We start from the raw sequence: 18,807 nt of genomic DNA on the forward strand, positions 1-18,807 counted from the left end.
CCGATTCCCGTCACTGCGCCACCTCAGCCGAACAGGACGGCGGCCTCCTTGTAGCGCGCCTCGGGCACCACTTTCAGTTGTCCCAGCGCCTCGTCCAGGCCGACATTCACGATGTCCGTGCCACGCAGCGACACCATGGTGCCCCACCGTCCCGCTGCTGCGGATTCGACCGCGGCCAGGCCCAGGCGGGTGGCAAGGACACGGTCGAAGGCCGTTGGCTCGCCGCCGCGCTGAATGTGGCCCAGGACCGTGGCCCGGGTTTCGATGCCGGTCCTCATCTGTAGTTCCCCTTCAAGCAGCAGCCCGATGCCTCCCAGTCGTGGCCTGCCGAAAGTATCCAGGCCGCGGGGGGCGTAAGGCGCAGGGTGCCCCTCGGGTGCGAAGGCTTCGGCCACCACCACAAGGGGAGCCCTGCCGCGGTCGCGGGCGGATACCACCCATGAACAGACCTGGTCCAGGGATACGGGATGCTCCGGTATGAGGATGGCGTGCGCGCCGGAGGCCATCCCGGAATGCAGGGCTATCCACCCTGCGTTGCGGCCCATGACTTCCGCCACCATGCAGCGGTGATGGGATTCGCCTGTGGTCCGCAGGCGGTCCATGGCTTCCGTGGCAGTCTGGACTGCGGTGTCAAAGCCAAAGGTGTAGTCCGTAGCGCCAAGGTCGTTGTCGATGGTCTTGGGCACCCCCACCACGTTGATGTCCTGCGCGCACAGTTCCCGGGCGGCCGCCAGCGTCCCCTCTCCCCCGATGGCGATCAGGCCTTCCAGGCCGTTGCGCCGAAAACAGCTCCGCACGCCATCGATTCCCTTCCCTACCAGCGGGTTGGTTCGCGACGTGCCCAGGATGGTTCCGCCCAGGCGCGAGATCCCACGGACGCTCGTCCGGGGCAAAGGAACGGCGTCCTGTTCAAGGACACCCCGCCATCCGTCCCTGAACCCCAGGAATTCGTATCCGTGCGCCACGTCCCCGCCCAGTACGGCTCCGCGGATGACCGCATTGACCCCCGGGCAGTCACCACCACTGGTGAGGATTCCCAGCCGTTTCACGACGCCGCCAGTCCGGGGGCCCGGGCAGGCAACGGGAAGTGCCGGGTCCGGCCGGGAGGCAGGACAACGTCGGTGCCGTACACATGCACCTTGATGGGGCCGGCGTCGCCAGGGGCGGAGGCGATGCTCATCCGCCCATCCTTGAGATGCACCCGAAGCCGGTGCCCCCGGTACAGGACTTCGAAGGCCACGCCGCGAAGACCCGTGGGCAGGTTGGGGGCGAACACGATGGTCTCCCCGCTGAACCGCAGGCCCGCGAAGCTGCGCTGCACCACGTCGATCGTGCCGCCCATTGCGCCTAAATGGATCCCCGCGCGGGTGGTGCCGTGCTGGGTGTCGTCCAAATCGGCGTCGAGCGCTTCCCGGAAGCTGTCCCAGGCCCTGTCCGCGTCCAGCCCTGCCAGGACGGATGCGTGTGCAACCCTGCTTAGCGTGGAGCCATGGGCCGTCCTGGCGAGGTAGTACTCAATGGTCCGGTTGAGTTGTTCCTGCCCGAACCCGTAATGCAGCCGCTGAAGCATGCTGACCAGTCCTTCGTGGCCCAGCAGGTACGGCAGCATCAGGACATCCGCCTGTTTTGCCAGTTTGTAGCAGTTGGTCGCGTCGTTCTCGGCTTCCAGGATCAGGTCCAGGCGTTCAATGTCACCGTACTCGTCCCGGTAATGCTCCCAATCAAGCTCCTTCAGATCCCCGTAGCCTTCGAACTGGCTGATGACGCCGTCACTGTGAAAGGGGACGTACATCGCGCTTCCCATGTGCGCCCACCCGGCTGTTTCCTCATCGGTGACACCGAGGCGTTCCATGAGCCCGGCACGCTCGCTGCCATGGAGGAAGGACAGGATGCCCGCCGCCTGGGCGCAGACCCACGCGGCCATGACGTTGGTGTAGGCATTATCGTCCAGGCCTGGTTTGTCCCGGCCAGGGTACCCCGTGTGGTATTCGTCCGGTCCCACCACGCCGCGCAGGTGGTACCGGCCGCCCTGCTCGTCGTAGCAGGCCAGGGATCGGAAGAACCTGGCAACCTCGATCACCAGCTCGGCCCCCTTTTGGAGGAGCCAAATCTTGTTCCCAGTGGCCTGGAAGTACTGCCAGGCGTTGAAGGCAACGGCCAGCCCCGAGTGGACCTGCAGATGCGAGTGGTCCTTCACCCACCTTCCGGACCTTTCGTTGTACAGCCATTTTGGCGTCTCCTCGGTCCCATCACTGCCGCTCTGCCATGGGAACTTGGCTCCTTCCAGTCCCGCCATCACTGCAGCATGCCGGGCAGCGGGAAGCCGCCGCCACCGGTAATCGAGCACGGAGCGGGCAATGTCGGGCGTCCTTGAGGTGAGCACCGGCAGGACGAACAGCTCATCCCAAAAGACGTGGCCGCGGTAGCCTTCGCCATGCAGGCCGCGCGCGGTGACGCCGGCGTCGAGTTCGGCCGTGTGGTGGGTCAATGTCTGCAACAAATGGAAGATGTGCAGGTTAAGAACCAGTTTCACCTGGACCGGAGCATCGATGTCCACCAAAAACGGCCGGACTTCGCGCCGCCAGGCATCCTCGTGCGCCGCCAGCAACGCATCATAGTCACCGCCTGCGCGCCCGAGCACGGCCCTGGCCTCAGTCGCCGGGGAGGAGATGGCACGGTCGCGGGACGTCACCACGGCCACTGTCTTGGTGATCCGCGCCGTCGCGCCTGCCTCAAGGGAAAGCAGCAGGGTATGGAAATGGAACGCGCCTTTCCTGCCGCCCTCGCTTCCTTTCGCCGCCTGGGACAGGGATGTCCGATAGGCTGCGGCGATGCGGATCAGGCTTTGCGTGGTTTCCACTTCGACGACGGAGGTTCCGTCGGAAGGCAGCTCCAGGCTGGAGCCGCGCGGGGCAGTCATGTCAGCGAGATGGATGTCGGAACCCTGGGCGTGTTCAGGCAGGTTGGCGTTGCGCACGGCGGCATTTATGCCGCTGCGGACTTCCACGTCACCTCTCCAGCCCAGCGCAGTAATCACCGTTTCAAGGACAAGCAGGTGGGGTTCTGCCATGGATGCAAAGCGGGTCTGCACCACTTCCAGGCACCGGTGGTCTGCGCCCTCCAACAGCAGCCTCCGTTCGAGCAACGCCTTTCTAAGGTCCAGGACACGGCGCTCGCGGATGACGGTCATTCCGCCTTCCGACCACCACGGCTGGCCGGACAAGCGCAAGTCAAGCGGCAGGCAATCGGGTGCGTTAACCATGTGTTCTTCCAGCAGCGTCTCGCCGGCGGCCTTGGCGAGGACCCGGTTGTACACGCCCGCAAGATACATGCCCGCGTAGCTGAAGGGTCCGCCCTCGGGTGCCGCTCCCCGCACGCCCATGTAACCGTTGCCCAGCGTGGTCAGCGCTTCCCGGTGCCCCTCGTGCGCGGCGTCGAAACCTTCGTAGACGAGGTGCCATGCGTTGCCGATGACTTGTCCCAGGTCCAGCTCTCCCACGTCGTTGAGGACGATTCCGGCACCGGCCGCTTCGAGCTGGCGGCGGTTCCCGGTGCGGTCGATTCCCACCACGAGGCCGAAACCGCCGCGCCGGCCGGCCTCGACCCCCGCCGCCGAATCCTCCACCACCACGGCGTGTGCCGGAGCCACCCCCAGCCGTGATGCGGCCTCAAGAAAAACGTCCGGTGCCGGCTTTCCGCGCAGACCCAGCCCGGCCGCCGTCGTTCCGTCCATCACTGCCTGGAACAAATCATGGATGCCTGCCGCTTGCAGGACCAGCGAGGCGTTCCGGCTTGAGGTGACCACGGCGGTTGGCACCGCCGCGCCCGCAAGCCGTTGCAGCAGTTCCAGTGTTCCGGGGTAGCTCTGGACGCCGTCATCGCGGAGGTGCTGCAGGAAGTATTCGTTCTTCCAGGCCCCCAGGCCGAATCCGGTCCAGGCTCCGGCCGCGTCGGTCTCTTTCCCCTTTTCAACCTTGACTCCGCGGGCGGCGAGGAACCGCACCACCCCTTCCTCACGCGGCATCCCGTCAATGAAGGTGAGGTAGTCAGCCCTGCTGAGGGGGGCACGGTTGGCGTCCGCCGGAACCCTGGGGTCATGCAGGATCCGCTCAAACGCGTCTTTCCATGCTGCCTGATGGACCAGCGCCGTGTTGGTGACCACCCCGTCGAGGTCGAAAATGACGGCGTCGAATGGTGGTTTGGCGGCAGCGGCGGTGGGCGACCCGATCATAGGTAAGTGGTACCAGCAAGCCCGGGTTCCGGAAAGGGCCGATGGGCCCGGCGCCGACTAAGCAGTGTCCCTGCGTGCCGCGTGTCCCACATGGTTCCACCACGTAAGCGGGGATGTGATGGTGAAGCGCCGTCCGCTGACGGAGGTGGGGACGATTCGGACGAAGTGATCCTTTTCGCCAGCCTGCCAAGGGAAAAGTGTCAGCCCGGCCCCTGCCAGGAGTTCCTCTGAGGGCTCCAGGGTGACCGCTCTGCCCTTGACCAGCACGCTCCATGCCCTGGATGCGTCATGGCCGTCGGCTTCAAGCGCGACGGCTAGCGGTCCCCCGGCTGCGCGCAGTTTGGCACCTTCCCCGGTGCGGAAAACAACTGACTGTTGATCCACCTTGTAATTGACCGGGAAGACTTCCGGATACCCGTCCACCAGTACGGCCAGGTGCCCGACGGACACGCCTCGGAGGAGGTCCCAGCACGTTCCTGCGTCGAGGACTTCGGTAGGCGTTTGCAGCGCGTCGTTGTGCATGCTCCGAAGATAGCGGGGCGGCGGCCCGGAGTACCAGAGCATTTCGGCCCGGCCCGGGTGCAGGCCACATTTCGGCGCGGACTCCCGGTGCATATATCCAGCAGCAATTCGCGCCATGCCCGGTGCTAAAGTACAACCGGGTAATTCTCTCCCCTTACCTGGTCAAAATCGGGCCCTTTTCTTGGCTTTATCGACTGCACGTCGCGCGTGAAACGAGCACCGGTCGTAAACAGGTGTCGGCGTCGAGGGGGCAGGGCTTGCATTCACTTGACAGAAAAATTGAGGAGTACGTGTGACCGGACAGGTCTTGCTATCCAGGGCTGACGTGCGGCGGACAGAAGCGGCCAGCGCTACCCGCAAGGACATTCAGGCCCTTCGCGCCTTGGCCGTCGGACTCGTGGTGCTCAATCACCTGTGGCCACTAAGACTTCCAGGTGGTTATGTCGGCGTCGACGTCTTCTTCGTGATTTCGGGATACCTGATTACCAAGCACTTGCTTGGGGAACTGGAGCGCTCGAACCGGATCGAACTCGGGAAGTTCTATTCACGGCGGATCAGGAGATTGCTTCCGGCCGCAACCCTTGTCGCCGTAATTTCGCTATTGGCCGCGTGGGCCCTGCTGCCTTTCTCGCGCTGGGTCTCAATCGCACAGGAAACAATGGCGTCCGTTCTCTACGTTGAAAACTGGGTCCTGGCGGCCAAGTTCGTGGATTACTCTGCGCATAACGAAGTCGCGTCGACCGTGCAGCACTTTTGGTCCCTGTCAGTGGAGGAGCAGTTCTATCTGCTCTGGCCGCTGCTCCTTCTTGGGCTGTTCTTGGCTGCGGCCCGGCTCCGTGTCCGCCGGCGGGTGTTTCTCGCGCTGGGTGTTACTGTCGTCAGCGCCCTGGCTTGGGCCTTTTGTATCTGGTTCACCTACACAAACAAGAGCCCGGCCTACTTTGTCACGCCTGCCCGTGTATGGGAGTTCGGCGCGGGAGCCCTGATTGCGATCGGTGGCCCCCAAGCATTGGCGGCTTTACGTCTGCGGCTGCCGAGTTATCACCTGTCTGTGTCCGGCGCGGCACAATGGCTCGGATACTGTCTGATAGCGTATTCCGCGTTTTCCTACAACGAGCAGACGTATTTCCCTGGTATCGCTGCGGCAGTCCCCGTCGTCGGCACTGCGCTCGTGATCGCCTCCGGACCCAACAGCCCGTTCTGGTCCCCTAACCGGATTTTCGCCGTCAAGCCCATCCAGCTGGTGGGTGACGTGTCCTATTCCCTTTATCTGTGGCACTGGCCACTGATCGTTTTGGCCCCGGCACTTTTGGGCCACTCCCTGTGGACCAAGGACAAAATACTTGTACTGGTCCTCGCCATTGCGCTGGCCTATGTTTCCAAGAAACTTGTTGAAGACCCGGGCCGCACTAAACTCCTGCGCGCGGCCAAACCAGTTCACGTCGTCCGATATATGGCAGCGACTATGGCATTTGTCTGCGCCCTTGGCGGCGGCCTCCTGCTGAGCTTTGGCAAGGCCCAGGAAGCCGAAACTGCGAAGCTTCAGTCACTCTCCGGAGGGCCCTGTTACGGGGCGCGCAGCCTGGACCCGAAAAACAATTGCAGCGATCCGTTCGGGGCTGCCCAAGTCGCAAATGTGGGTCCGAATGAAGCACCACGTTTTGACGCTCCCGAATGTCACCCTGCAGCTGACCCCATAGTCTTCGAAGACCAGAAGATCCTGACGGACTGCGATTTCACCGGGGGCGCGCAATCCGCAGCAACCGTATGGCTGATCGGTGACTCGCACGCGGAGCAATGGAAAGGCGCGTTATACGAGCTTGCAAAGCTTCACAAGTGGAAGCTAAAGGAGTCCATGGTCGGCGGCTGTCCATTTGTGGATGTAAAGCGAGTCGCCTTCATGGGAGACCCAGCCACCGATCCTCACTCGCAACTGCGATGCTTGTCGTGGAGTCAGCAGGTAACGGACCGAATTGTCCGGGAAAAGCCCGACATGGTTTTCGTTTCATCATTTGGAGCCGGCGAAAGCATAGATGACGGCACCGGCCGCTCCCAGCTGGACCAGTACAACGATGCGGTAACCAAGCGATTCAGAGAATGGACCGACGCCGGTTCACGGGTCTTCGTCTTCCGGGATCCCCCGCTGACCCTGCGGCACAGCAGCCCGGACTGCGTCGCGCTCAACCAGCAACACCCGATTAGCTGTGCAAACGCGCGGGCCGAGGCTTTGCTGCCGGACCCTGTCGCTGATGCCGCCCACCGCATCGGCAAACCTAATGTGAAAGTCCTCGACCTGTCCGATCAGTTCTGTGACGACCGCAGCTGCTATGCAGTGATAGGTGGCCTCCAGGTGTACGCCGATTATGACCATGCGGCACGCAGCTACATCCGCTCCCTCGTGCCCGTGCTGGCTCAGAGGTTTAACGAGGCCCAGCAATAGGTCCTCCTACGGCACCCCGGCCAGTTGACCGGGGTGCTCGCCACATCGGCATCGGTTGCGCCGACGCCCGCAAACATGTCCTGATGCTCGTCCACAACGATGTCACCATCAGCGACGCCACCACTGGCGGGATCATCCGCGAACTCACCATCGACCCCGCAAGGAACCGCCAGCCCAGAAAAACAGGGCAAAAAAACACCCCGGTCCGAAGACCGGGGTGCTACCGATGACTCGACTCATCCGTGAAGGATGGCTCGAGTCACCATTGGGTGGAGATGGGGGGAATTGAACCCCCGTCCGATGTCGTGTTGTCAGGGCTTCTCCGGGCGCAGTTTGCGTCGGATTTTCTCGGCCCCAGCCATGCTGCAAACAGCTGGCTGATCCGGGCCCAGTCATCTAAAAGTCCCGTTTACTCCGATGACGGGAGCAAACAGCAGTGGCTATCTAAATGACGCCAGGATCCGGGGCGATAGCAACCCCGGGCTGACGGACTGTCTTACTGCTTAGGCAGCGAGAGCGAAGTCAGTGCGCTTAGATTCGGCACTTATTGGTTTGCAGAAAGCGTTTACGAGATAATTCTGCATCCTCGGCCCGCTTCACCTGTCGCGACTAACACCGTCGAAACCGATCATCCCCGTATTTTGTTACCAAACCGGCTGGCAAGCCTGCCGGACTATCCATACTAACGCATGCCCCGGTGAAATAATTCCTACCGGCGACGGTTGCGTTCGCGCATCTCACGCTGCGCCTCGCGGTTGTCCTGCTGCTCCCGCAGCGTCTGCCGCTTGTCGTACTCGCGTTTACCGCGGGCCACGGCGATTTCCACCTTGGCGCGGCCGTCCACAAAGTAGAGCTGCAGCGGAACGATGGTGTAGCCGGCTTCCTGGACCTTGCGGGAGATCTTGATGAGCTCCTCGCGGTGCAGCAGCAGCTTACGGCGGCGGCGTGCAGCGTGATTGGTCCAGCTGCCCTGGTTGTACTCCGGAATGTGGATGGCTTCCATCCACAGCTCGTCGTTATAGAACGTGCAGAATCCGTCCACCATGGAGGCATGGCCCTCGCGCAGGGACTTCACTTCGGTGCCCATCAACGCGATGCCGGCCTCGTAAGTGTCCAGCACATGGTAATCGTGCCGGGCCTTGCGGTTGGTGGCCACCACCTTACGGCCACTTTCTTTAGGCACGGGAAAACTCCTCAAGTTCAAGTTGGCAGCTCCCCGCCTGGCGGCGCAGAGCTATCCCAGTCTACGGCAGGGGTGTTCTCCCCTACAGCAGTCCCATGGGATCTACGGCCTTGCCGTTGAGCCATGTTTCGAAGTGGGCGTGGCAGCCGGTGGAGTTACCGGTACTGCCGGAGTAGGCAATGAGCTGGCCTTGGGAGACGCGCTGCCCATTCGAGACGACGATGCTGGAGTTGTGGTAATAGATGGTGGTCAGGGTGTTCCCCTGCACCAGGCCATGATCAATCTTGACGCGCCACCCGCCACCGTCGGCGGAGTTCCAGCCGGAGCTAAAGACTTCCCCGGCCGCCGCCGCGTACACAGGGGTGCCACAGGCGGCACCGAAGTCGATTCCCGTATGCATATAGCCGCCGGTGCCGTAGAAGTCGATCGTTCCCGGCGGAGTTGTGCGGTAGCCAAAGCCTGAGGTGATGGGGATGCTGCCGTCGAACGGGTGGCGGAGGCCAAAGGCCGACGGCGACCCTACCGCGGGCGGTACATACGGCTGAACGGGCGGCGCCGGGCGGTTCGCTGCCGCGGCTGCGGCTGCTGCAGCGGCGGCAGCTGCAGCAGCAGCCTCTGCCTGCCGGCGCTGCTCCGCTTCCCACGCCTCCCGGGCTTTTCGGTCACGTTCTGCGATTTCGTTGGCAACTTGGTTCTGGTTGGCTTGGACACCGGCAAGTTTGGCCTGAATTCCGGGCTTGGCGGCCTGGAGCTCAGCGTCAAGGCGCGTGGTATCCGCAATCAGTTGGTCTACCTGCGCCTTCTTCGCCGCAGCTTCGTCACGCGCCGCCTTTTCCCGTTCCAGAGCGGCGTCGGCTTTGGCCTTGAGGTCCTTGATTTCCACTTCCACGGCCTGAAGGCGGGCTTCAGAGTTTACGTTGGTGGCGTTCTGCTGGTTGAGCTTGTCCATGGCCGCGTTCTGGCTGCGCATGGCCTGGTCAGCCAGGTCCATGGTTTCAGTCAGGCTGCTGCCGCTGTTGGAGCCGAAGAACAGCGACAGGTTGGAGGGAACGCCGCCGGATTTGTAGGCTTGCGTGGCAATCTGGCCGATCAGTTTCTTGGTATCGGCGATCTTCTGCTTGTCCGTTTCAAGCTGCTGGGTGATCTTCGCCTTGTTCTGCTGGGCCATGTCCACACGCGCGGCCAGTGCCTCCGATTCCTTCACCGCGCTGGCCACGCGACCCTGCGCGTCGAGCAGCGCCTGCTGGGCACCCGGAAGCTGGCCCTGGTAAATCACCAGGTCCCCGGCGGCCTTTGCAATCCGGGAATCGACAAATTCGAGGGAAGCCTGCACGCGTGCGGCTTCTGCTTCGAGCGCAGCTTTGCGGTCCTCGAGGTCGTCGGCGAAGGCGACGGGCGTCGCAACGGCCATCCCCGCGGACAGCAGAATGGTGAGCACACCGCTGATGACCCCCAAACGGCGTCCGGCGGTCCGCCCTCGGCTGTGCCGAGGACGGGGCAAGGGTTGATCAATCAGGTTCATGGGCATTCCTTGGTCGGTGTGCACAGCCTAAACGCGCAAATATCTACGTAAGGTCAAGAGAGACGAAATTCCTGCCAAGGATCCGCCAAGGACCAGCAGCGCCGGAGCGAGGATCAGGGTCTGGCCGGATGAGATGAAGGCCGTATCGGGGTATTGCCGCGACATGTAGTCGCCGAGGAAGAACTGCGCCACCGCCCACAGGGTGCCCGAGGCCAGGGCAGCACCGATCACTGCTGCGATGACGCCTTCCAGGATGAACGGCAGCTGGATCACCGTTTTTGAGGCTCCCACGAGCCGCATGATTCCGGTTTCCCGGCGTCGGCTGAAGGCGGAGAGCCTGATGGTGGTGGCGATCAGCAGGATGGCGCAGACGATCATGACACCTGCGATGCCCACTGCCACCAAGGAGGCGCCGTTCATCACCGAGAACAGGCGTTCGAGCAGCTGGCGCTGGTCAATGACCGTTTCTACGCCCGGCTGGGACGAGAACGTCTCGCTGATGATCTGGTACTTCTGTGGATCCTTCATGTTGATCCGGAACGATGCCGGCAGCTGGTCCGGCGTCACGGAATCGACGATGGGCGAATTGGAGAACTGGTCCTTGAAGTGCTTGTAGGCCTCATCCTTGGACTCAAACTGGAAGTCGTTGATGTACTGCGCCACAGCCGGGGACTCCAGGAGAGCGTTGAGGCCCTGTTGCTGCTCAGGGGTGACGGGCCCGGACGCGCAGCCCGGCGCCGTCGAACCTTCACTGCACAGGAAGATGGCCACCTGGACTTTGTCGTACCAGTAGCCTTTCATCTGGTTGATCTGCATCTGCAGCATGCCGGCGGCGCCCACGAAGGTAAGGGACACGAACGTCACCAGGATCACCGAGACCACCATGGAAAGGTTGCGGCGCAGACCGCTGCCGATCTCGGACAGGATGAACGCGAGCCTCATCGCTGGGCCTCGCCTTCGGCACCGTTGCCCGGCAGGCCGCCGTCGGGCGTTTCCCTGCCGCTGGCGTCCTTCAGGCGCCGGGACTGGCCGACAACCGGAATCATCGATGTGTACAGGGCCTTGGCTTCGTCGCGGATCACAACACCGTTTTTGAGCTCGACCACCCGCTTGCGCATCTCGTTGACGATGTCGTCATCGTGCGTGGCCATCACCACGGTGGTTCCGTTCTGGTTGATCTTGTCCAGCACGCCCATAATGCCCATGGAGGTGGTGGGGTCCAGGTTTCCGGTGGGTTCGTCAGCGAGGAGGATCCCCGGGCGGTTGACCACGGCTCGGGCGATGGCGACGCGCTGCTGCTCGCCGCCGGAAAGCTCGTGCGGCATGCGGTGTTCCTTGCCCTCAAGCCCTACCGTTTTGAGGACCTCGGGGACGGTGTCGCGGATAACGCTGCGGCTCTTGCCGATGACCTGCATGGCGAACGCTACGTTGGCGAACACATTCTTCTGCGGCAGGAGGCGGAAGTCCTGGAAGACGACGCCGATGCCCCGGCGGAGGCGCGGAACGCGCCAGCTGGAAATCTTGGCCACGTTCTGGCCGGCGACATAGACGGCACCGGAGGTGGCGCGGTCTTCCTTCAGAACGAGCCGGAGGAACGTCGACTTTCCGGAGCCGGAGGCGCCGACAAGGAAGGCGAATTCGCCGCGGTCAATCTCAAGGGTGACCGAATCCAGCGCCGGACGGGCTTTCTGGTCGTAAACCTTGGTGACATTTTCGAATCGGATCATGGCCCTAAGTACCCTGCAGGGCATGGCTGATTCTTCAGATGCAGCCCAGTTCTGCAGCCGGTGCACGGGTTTTCGTTTGGGGAAAGTAGGGCCCCGGCCCCTTGACTATACGCAAAACGTCCGGCGGTTGGCCGGGCTTCCAGGGGCGTGTCGCCGGATCAGCGGTCCCCGGGCCTTGGAGTGAGGGCTACTTTTCGGCGTTCCGGTTGTCTGTTCGCCAGCGGATGCCGGCGTCGATGAAGTCATCAATTTCGCCGTCGAACACTGCCGCGGTATTGCCCACCTCGTGCTCGGTCCGCAGGTCCTTCACCATTTGGTACGGGTTCAGGACGTAGGAGCGCATCTGGTCACCCCAGGATGCCTTGACGTCCCCGGCCAGCGCCTTCTTTTCCGCATCCTCCTGCTCCTTCTTCAAAAGCAGGAGGCGGGACTGCAGCACGCGCATGGCAGCTGCACGGTTCTGCAGCTGGGACTTTTCATTCTGCATGGACACCACGGTGCCCGTCGGGATATGGGTAAGGCGGACAGCGGAGTCGGTCGTGTTCACCGACTGGCCGCCAGGGCCGGATGAACGGAAGACGTCCACCCTGATTTCGTTGTCGGGGATGTCGATCGAGTCGGTCTGTTCGATCAGCGGAATGACTTCGACAGCGGCGAAGGAGGTCTGCCGGCGGCCCTGGTTATCAAAGGGGCTGATCCTGACGAGGCGGTGGGTCCCGGCTTCCACGCTCAGGGTCCCGTACGCGTAGGGCGCCTTCACCTCGAAAGTGGCGGACTTGAGTCCAGCCTCTTCCGCGTAGGAAGTGTCCATGACGGTTGTGGGGTAGCCGTGCCGTTCCGCCCAGCGGAGGTACATGCGCATGAGCATCTCGGCAAAGTCTGCGGCATCAACGCCTCCTGCGCCCGCGCGAATGGAAACCACGGCTTCGCGCTCGTCGTACTCACCCGAGAGCAGTGTCACGACTTCCAGGTCCTTGAGGGCCTTCTTAATGGACTCAAGTTCGGCCGCGGCCTCCCCCATCGAGTCGGCGTCGTCCTCGTCCTGCCCGAGCTCAACCAGTACTTCCAGATCGTCGATCCGGGCCGCAAGATTGGTGAGGCGTTCCAGTTCCGACTGTCGGTGGGAGAGCCGCGAGGTGATTTTCTGTGCGGCCGCGGGATCGTCCCAAAGGTCGGGCTCCCCTGCCCGCTCGCTGAGTTCTGCGATGTCCTCTTTGAGTGCCTCCACGTCGGAAACGCGTTCAATGGACTCGTAGGTGGCGCGGAGCGCGCGGATTTCAGCGGAAAAATCAATATTGGCCATGGTGGTTTAAGCCTACGCTATCGGGGCATACCGCCCGGCCCGGCCCGTGAGCTGGTTCAGTGGCCCGTCGTCGCGACGGCCAGCCGGCCAACGCGTCAGCGGGTCAGGCGTGAACGCGCGGTTGATGTCGCCTCGATGCGGATGCCGTCAGGAATCAGGAAGTTCACTACGGGCGGGTGGACAGAGGCAGTGAGGACCACGACGGCAGTGGAACCGTCCGGCGTGCCCGTTGCCCCGGTGACAGCAAGGCTGGAAAACCGCTGCGAGGCGGGGCTCCTGCCAACGAAATCGGCGGCCACATGTCGGACCCGGGCGGGGTTGAGGACAGCGGATGGGCTTCCCCCCTCTGCTGAGACTTCCCCCAGTGTGTAGCTGTCGGCCGCAGCCAGGGACGCCGCATCCGCCAAGGACAGGAGACGCTTGTGCTCCAGGTACACCGCGGTTATGCCGATGACCACGGTCGCCACTAAAAGCGCCAGGAGCACGTAGCCGAGGATCATCACCATCAGCTGTCCGCTTTCATCCGGTTCCCTGCGTTTCACCGGTACCGACCGACGAGCTGGGTAGAAGCTGCTTCTACCTCCGTTGCGGACAACCCTTCGGCAAACGGCACGAACGGCAGGGGCACGCCCAGCCTGACGGTCACGGTTACCGCAGTGCCCGCCGCCTGGCAGTCGGCGGGATTGCAGGTGGTGGTCATGGTGGCGCGGTCCGGTTGGTGCCCGAAGTCGGAAAGGGCAAGAGCCACCGCCCGCTCCGCTGTTGCCTGGGCCGTGGAGGAATCGGGCTGGGCGACAAACACCTTCGCTGCCTGGTCTGCGGCGCCCACCACCGCAAACGATCCTCCCTGGATTTGGCCAACCGTGATTACGAAGTACACGAGCGGGACCATCAGCAGGAGTGCAAGGAAGGTGAACTCGACTACCGCGCTTCCCTGTTCACTGGAACACCGCTGCCGGTACACAGGCCCTTTGGATGTTTGATCCGACTCACAGTCCCGGTCCCTTTTGAAGCAGAGTGTCTCAGCCAGGCGCGCCTGGAGGCGCAGGCGGAGACTGGAACCAAGCTGTACGTTGGCCCCGTGCAATGACGTAGAGCGGGACCGATCAGGGCTGGATGGCGGCATGCCCTTTCACCTCCAGCATGTCCCGTGGTCCGATCAGGCCGATGACGGGCATTGGAGACCTGACCGTCACCTCCAGTGTCCGCATACCTTGCACGCTTACTTCCTCGCTACTGACCTGCTCTGCAAAACCTTTGTTCAAGGCCATGCTTATGAGGCTGCGGGTTCGTTCCTCGGCGTCCGAGGCGGTGCGGTCAGCAAGGGTTCCATACCGTGCCCCTGATGCAGCCGCATCTATGAGCGTATTCCGGACATGCAGTACCAGGGTCAACTGGACGATCGCCAGAAAGAACATTGTCAGCAGCCCGCCGACCAGGACAAAGTCCACCACGGCCGAACCCCGCTCCCCGGGGCGGGACAAGTCCGGCTGCGCCGCCGGACCGGGAGCGGACACCTCCATGGTTCAGTTTCCCACCTTGTCCATTGCCTGGTTGAACATCGCCTCCAGTGCTGGGCCTGCAAGCGCCAGCAGGGCGGCAACCAGGACAGCGGACATCAGGGTTATCATCACCCAGCCCGGAACGTCGCCGCGTTCAGGATCATCGCTGGGGTTCGCTACGGACAATTCGTCGTTATCCTGTCCGTGGCGGCCCTGCGCGGCGCGAAGCGGCTGCGGGCGGCCCCTCCGGGTCACCTGCAACTGGAGCAAAGCCGCAAGGCCAAGAAGCAGCATCACGAAGCGGGTTTCCATGGTTTTCATCTTGGTCCTATTCCTGTTTCCTTGACGGGGCATGCAGTTGTTGCTGAAGTGCGGGCCTTTGGTTTTGGCAGCCATCAGAAGCCCAGGTTGATGGCGGCGAGGCCGGGAAATACCGCGAATACGACGGTTAGGGGAAGCACCCCGAAAACCAAGGGCACCATCATTGCGATCTCCTTTTTCCCGGCAGCTTCCATCAGATCGCGCTTGGCTGAGTCGCGTACGTCCTGCGCCTGTGCGCGAAGCACGTCGGCCAAAGGTGTTCCTCTTTCCACCGCCACGATGATCCCGTCGACGAACCTGACCAGCGGTGCAAGGTCGGTGCGTGCAGAAAACTCCTGCAGGGCCACAACCAAGGGCTTGCCGGCTCTTGTCTCTGCGAGGATTTTCGAGAACTCTTTGGACAGCTCACCGTTGGCACTCCTGCACACACGATCCAAAGCGCCTGTTGCGCTCTCCCCCGCGCCAATAGCAAGGGCCATCAATTCGGCCAGGCTGGGAAACTCTGCCATCATCCGTGTTTCCCGCCGGCGGACTTGGGCGCCCAGCCAGTAGTCCCGCAGTACGAAACCTGCTGCGGCACTGCCGATAACCACTGCGGCCGCAAAGACCGGGCTGAACCTACCGGCGGCTGCTCCGACCAGGACGACGATCAGAGAGACGCCAAACCCGGCCGCCGCCCACAGCAATTGTTCTGCACGGAAATCAAGCGGCGATTTGTCCAATCCCGCCTGCGCGAGCCGACGTCCCGTGGCCCCGGGTGCGGGATTGAGCTTCCCCAAGGTGGTGAGCCAGTCCCGGAAAACCGGCCGGAGAATCCGTTCAAGCGGTCCGAACGGCGTTAGATTCTGCTCCCCACTGCGCAGAAGCCGCGATTCCAGGTTCTGGGACTTCAGCTGGGGCTCAATCCGCTCAGACAACGTTATGGGGCGCATGGGAGGAGACCGGAAGATAACGAGCCACAAGCCGAAGCCCAGGGCAATTCCGCAGATTACGGCGGCGGGGGAAAGACTCGTCAACGCAGCACCCTTTCGTCCTGCGGCAGGGCCCCGATCTTCAACATCACGGTGTAGCAAACCAGCGAGACCACCAGCCCACCAAGCAGCACGGCGGCGCCCAGGGGCGTGTTGTAGGCCTGTATCGCTTCCGGTCTGGTCGCCAGCAGAATCATGACGATCCAGGGCGCAGCAACTGCGAGGCGGGCGGCATTTATGGTCCACGACTGGCGTGCCTCAAGTTCACTGCGGGTCCGGGCATTTTCCCTCAGGAACTCTGCCAGGGTCCCCAGGAGTTTTCCCAGGTCTGAGCCGCCCACTTCCCGCGTCAGCCGGAGTGCTTCGATAATCCGGTCAGCCACGGGGTCGGCGAGCCGCTGTTTCAGCTTGTTCAGCGAACCATCGAATTGGCCACCGGCCCGGTAGTCAGCCCCAAACTCCCGGAAGAGCGGCCGCAGTTCCTCGGGCCCTTTGTCTCCAAGCTGGATAAGCGCCTCAGGCAGCGGCAGGCCTGCACGGATTGCGGATCGGAGGTGGTCAACAACGTCAGGCCACAGTTGACGCAGCATGGCCGTCCTCTTTTTAGCGCGCCACCGCAGAAGGGTGATTGGCAGCCACCCGCCGAAAAGGCCGAAGCAGCAGGCGATGGGCCAGGAACGGCTGAGACCATAGAAGACCAGGGCCACAAATGCCCCGAGCCCAAGGCAAGTCCCAACCAAACCGCGGGGTGAGACTTTATCCACTCCGGCGCCGACGAGCAGGTCTGCCAGCCGGCCCGGCTTGCGCTCCCGCTTTGCAGAGTCAGGCGTTTGCCAACAGGACCACCAAATGAGGAAGAAGCCAACCCCCGCCGTAGTTCCCACCAGGGCCGCGATCATCGCGGATCCAGCAGCGCGGCGACGTCGTACCCTGCCTTCGAAAACTTCTCCGCTGCAGGCATAGCGTTTGCCCGGGGCTGCAGGACCCCGTTTTCCATGGCGAAGACCAATGAGGATTCGATAATGCCGTTTTCCACGCGGCGTCCCAATGACAGGACTTGGGTTACTTGCCGCCGCCCATCGGCGTGCCGGCTGCAGTGCACCACTAGGTCTATGCACGATGCAACGGTGGGGACCACGAACGCACTTGCGCTCTATGTCAAAGCACTACAAACGGCAAATGTCGGCTGCTGCGAGTAGGTTGACATGTATGACGCTAAGGGAAAACCAACTTGACGATATTCTGCGAGATCACAACACGCGCAGAGGGAACGCCGAAAACGTGTCTGTTGGCGTCAGCCAAGCGTTCCTAGCCAGTGGTGACGTGGTTGAGTTTCAACCCGCGGGTGTCACTGTCATCGCCGGCGCAAACAACTGCGGAAAATCAACGATGCTGACCGAACTAAGCCAGCAGTTGTTAGGCCAAGACGTACATCGGCGGCGCATAGTCATATCCGCACACCGATACGCAGACGGAGACCACTCCGACTATGCGGACTGGCTTATCAAACATGCTCAGTTTTTTGTGGACACGGAGAACGCTTCCAACGCCCACTTTCAACGTTTCGGTCACTTACAGCCACTCTCCGGGTTCTTGTACCCGGACGTCATGCTCAATGGCCCTGACAACTTCAATAAGGAACGCCTCTTCCCTTTCTTCGTCAAACATTTACCTGCTGGCCAAAGGGACATTATTCCAGCGCAAACGAAGGGCAACGTACTTCTGCCAGCTACGGAGCCGCTGCAGCTTCTAAGCGAGCGCAAGGAATTGATGGACGAACTCAACGCAATAACTTACAAAATCCTCAAAAAGCATCTGCATCTTGACGATTTGAACCCGCAACTCATACTCCGGGTCGGCACTCCGACCGTTCCGCGGCCCGAGCGCCAATACGACGACAAGGTCGCCTACCAACTGGACGTTGAGTCCCTCCCCGCGCTAGCAGAACAGGGCGACGGCATGAGAAGTCTTCTCAACATCCTCGTGCCCCTTGTCACGGCTACCTACCCAGTCCTCCTTATCGACGAACCGGAAGCCTTCCTTCATCCACCGCAGGCCTTTGCCCTAGGTCAGATTCTCGGAAAAATCGCTGCCGACAAGAAGATTCAAGTAATACTTGCAACACACGATCGCAATATCCTCGCTGGGCTTGTGAACGCAGAGGCCCCGTTGTCGGTGGTCCGCCTAGTTCGTCAGCAGAGCAACCCCACCAGGGCATTCCAACTTAGATCGGAAGACCTCCGGGCGATCATGAAAGACCCCATCCTCAAGTACAGCCACGTTCTTGACGGGCTCTTTCATGAGGTCGTCGTTCTTGCTGAAGCTGAGCGTGATTGCCGGTTTTATGAGGCTGCCCTAGACGTTCACGAGAATAACCTTGCCAGCAGCGGCCCGGAACAACTGCCCACTCCTCTTCCAGCAACCGAGGTGCTTTTCATTCCGACAGGTGGCACAAGTAACATGCCACGGCTGGCCAGTGCCCTTCGATCCTTAAACGTTCCTGTCGTTGCTCTGCCCGATCTGGACGTGTTGGACAAACGTACGGTGATCAAAAACATCGTCGAGGCTGTTGGAGGCGATTGGGCGGTCCTGGAAGATGATTGGCAGTCTGTTGTGCGGCCGCTTAATGCACCCCTCGCTTCCGAGAACGTCGTTACCGTCAGCGACCGGGTAGCAAAAACATTCGATTCTTTGATTGACCAGAACCCGCGTGCGCTCTTTGACGGAGACGCCCGCAAAGCTGTTAGTGACGCGCTCAAAGCCCCGTCGCGCCCATGGGACGATGTGAAGCACCACGGCGTTAACGAACTGATGCGCCGGAATGTAGGAAATACAGATGCTGTAACACGACTGATTCAGGGCCTCGCGCAACAGCGCGTCGTACTCGTAGAGGCCGGAGAGCTCGAAAGCTTTGGCTATAGCTTGGGAGTGCATAAGGGTAAGACCTGGCTGCCTGCTGCTCTCGAACGGGGGCTACAGAACTCTGCTCCCGTGCAAGATCAGATAGGAAAGTTGATGAGTGTAGTGGTCCCGCTGACGTCTTGGAGGCGATAGGTAAGCCCCCGCAACTCGCTGGTTGCGGGGG

At 62.1% G+C, this 18,807-nt stretch carries 16 protein-coding genes, 1 other RNA gene and 2 pseudogenes; 3 read left to right on the top strand and 16 right to left on the bottom strand.

All coding sequences use genetic code 11. The annotated features are described in order from the left end of the window. Positions 1-23 precede the first annotated feature (23 nt). Genes LFT44_RS12895 through LFT44_RS12905 form a run of 3 tightly spaced genes read right to left on the bottom strand, consistent with a single transcriptional unit; the run spans position 24 to position 4,753 of the window. Positions 24-1,049 carry an ATP-dependent 6-phosphofructokinase gene (locus tag LFT44_RS12895; protein ID WP_236798857.1) on the bottom strand — a complete coding sequence of 342 codons (1,026 nt, stop codon included), beginning with the start codon at positions 1,047-1,049 and terminating at the stop codon, positions 24-26. After that, positions 1,046-4,231: an HAD-IA family hydrolase gene (locus LFT44_RS12900; protein ID WP_236798858.1), complete on the bottom strand. Its 3,186-nt coding sequence runs from the start codon at positions 4,229-4,231 to the stop codon at positions 1,046-1,048. Before LFT44_RS12900 ends, LFT44_RS12895 begins: the two co-directional genes overlap by 4 nt. A gap of 57 nt (positions 4,232-4,288) precedes the next feature. After that, positions 4,289-4,753 carry a pyridoxamine 5'-phosphate oxidase family protein gene (locus LFT44_RS12905; RefSeq protein ID WP_236798859.1) on the bottom strand — a complete coding sequence of 155 codons (465 nt, stop codon included), beginning with the start codon at positions 4,751-4,753 and terminating at the stop codon, positions 4,289-4,291. A gap of 292 nt (positions 4,754-5,045) precedes the next feature. On the opposite strand from LFT44_RS12905, the gene LFT44_RS12910 reads away from it, so the two are divergent. Continuing rightward, positions 5,046-7,193, top strand: coding sequence for an acyltransferase family protein (locus tag LFT44_RS12910; RefSeq protein WP_236798860.1), 2,148 nt, complete (start codon positions 5,046-5,048; stop codon positions 7,191-7,193). A 38-nt stretch (positions 7,194-7,231) separates the two neighbouring features. Then, a pseudogene (locus LFT44_RS12915) lies at positions 7,232-7,439 on the top strand (IS481 family transposase); the annotation flags it as partial. A 21-nt stretch (positions 7,440-7,460) separates the two neighbouring features. Here LFT44_RS12915 and ssrA read toward each other — a convergent pair. The 13 genes and pseudogenes from ssrA to LFT44_RS12980 form a co-directional block, all read right to left on the bottom strand. Further along, positions 7,461-7,829, bottom strand: a transfer-messenger RNA (tmRNA) gene (gene ssrA / locus LFT44_RS12920). A 73-nt stretch (positions 7,830-7,902) separates the two neighbouring features. Then, on the bottom strand, positions 7,903-8,376 hold the full coding sequence (smpB, locus tag LFT44_RS12925) for an SsrA-binding protein SmpB (protein WP_043453530.1): 474 nt from the start codon (positions 8,374-8,376) through the stop codon (positions 7,903-7,905). Positions 8,377-8,458: 82 nt separating this feature from the next. After that, on the bottom strand, positions 8,459-9,898 hold the full coding sequence (locus LFT44_RS12930; RefSeq protein WP_236798862.1) for a M23 family metallopeptidase: 1,440 nt from the start codon (positions 9,896-9,898) through the stop codon (positions 8,459-8,461). A gap of 27 nt (positions 9,899-9,925) precedes the next feature. Further along, positions 9,926-10,840, bottom strand: coding sequence for a permease-like cell division protein FtsX (gene ftsX, locus LFT44_RS12935; RefSeq protein WP_236798863.1), 915 nt, complete (start codon positions 10,838-10,840; stop codon positions 9,926-9,928). Then, the gene (gene ftsE / locus LFT44_RS12940; RefSeq protein ID WP_236798864.1) at positions 10,837-11,625 is read right to left on the bottom strand and encodes a cell division ATP-binding protein FtsE; all 789 of its coding nucleotides are present in this window, start codon (positions 11,623-11,625) and stop codon (positions 10,837-10,839) included. Before ftsE ends, ftsX begins: the two co-directional genes overlap by 4 nt. Positions 11,626-11,812: 187 nt before the next feature. Beyond that, a complete protein-coding gene (gene prfB / locus LFT44_RS12945) occupies positions 11,813-12,928 on the bottom strand; it encodes a peptide chain release factor 2 (protein WP_236798865.1) in 1,116 nt (371 codons plus the stop codon). Between the two features lie 95 nt (positions 12,929-13,023). After that, positions 13,024-13,470 (bottom strand): pilus assembly protein TadG-related protein, encoded by a 447-nt coding sequence (locus LFT44_RS12950; RefSeq protein WP_236798866.1) that lies wholly within the window; start codon positions 13,468-13,470, stop codon positions 13,024-13,026. Further along, positions 13,467-13,892: a hypothetical protein gene (locus LFT44_RS12955; protein ID WP_236798867.1), complete on the bottom strand. Its 426-nt coding sequence runs from the start codon at positions 13,890-13,892 to the stop codon at positions 13,467-13,469. Before LFT44_RS12955 ends, LFT44_RS12950 begins: the two co-directional genes overlap by 4 nt. A 142-nt stretch (positions 13,893-14,034) precedes the next feature. Further along, the gene (locus LFT44_RS12960) at positions 14,035-14,451 is read right to left on the bottom strand and encodes a TadE family protein (RefSeq protein ID WP_236798868.1); all 417 of its coding nucleotides are present in this window, start codon (positions 14,449-14,451) and stop codon (positions 14,035-14,037) included. Between the two features lie 3 nt (positions 14,452-14,454). Beyond that, complete coding sequence (locus tag LFT44_RS12965; RefSeq protein WP_236798869.1) at positions 14,455-14,751, bottom strand: hypothetical protein; 297 nt, start codon at positions 14,749-14,751, stop codon at positions 14,455-14,457. A gap of 74 nt (positions 14,752-14,825) precedes the next feature. Beyond that, positions 14,826-15,767 carry a type II secretion system F family protein gene (locus LFT44_RS12970; RefSeq protein ID WP_236798870.1) on the bottom strand — a complete coding sequence of 314 codons (942 nt, stop codon included), beginning with the start codon at positions 15,765-15,767 and terminating at the stop codon, positions 14,826-14,828. Beyond that, a complete protein-coding gene (locus LFT44_RS12975; protein WP_236798871.1) occupies positions 15,764-16,621 on the bottom strand; it encodes a type II secretion system F family protein in 858 nt (285 codons plus the stop codon). Before LFT44_RS12975 ends, LFT44_RS12970 begins: the two co-directional genes overlap by 4 nt. Continuing rightward, positions 16,618-16,872, bottom strand: a pseudogene (locus tag LFT44_RS12980) (CpaF family protein); the annotation flags it as partial. The pseudogene LFT44_RS12980 and the gene LFT44_RS12975, both read right to left, overlap by 4 nt. A 59-nt stretch (positions 16,873-16,931) precedes the next feature. On the opposite strand from LFT44_RS12980, the gene LFT44_RS12985 reads away from it, so the two are divergent. Continuing rightward, the gene (locus tag LFT44_RS12985; RefSeq protein ID WP_236798872.1) at positions 16,932-18,776 is read left to right on the top strand and encodes an ATP-dependent nuclease; all 1,845 of its coding nucleotides are present in this window, start codon (positions 16,932-16,934) and stop codon (positions 18,774-18,776) included. Positions 18,777-18,807 lie beyond the last annotated feature (31 nt).

This window comes from Arthrobacter sp. FW306-05-C (assembly GCF_021801725.1).
GTDB lineage: Bacteria > Actinomycetota > Actinomycetes > Actinomycetales > Micrococcaceae > Arthrobacter.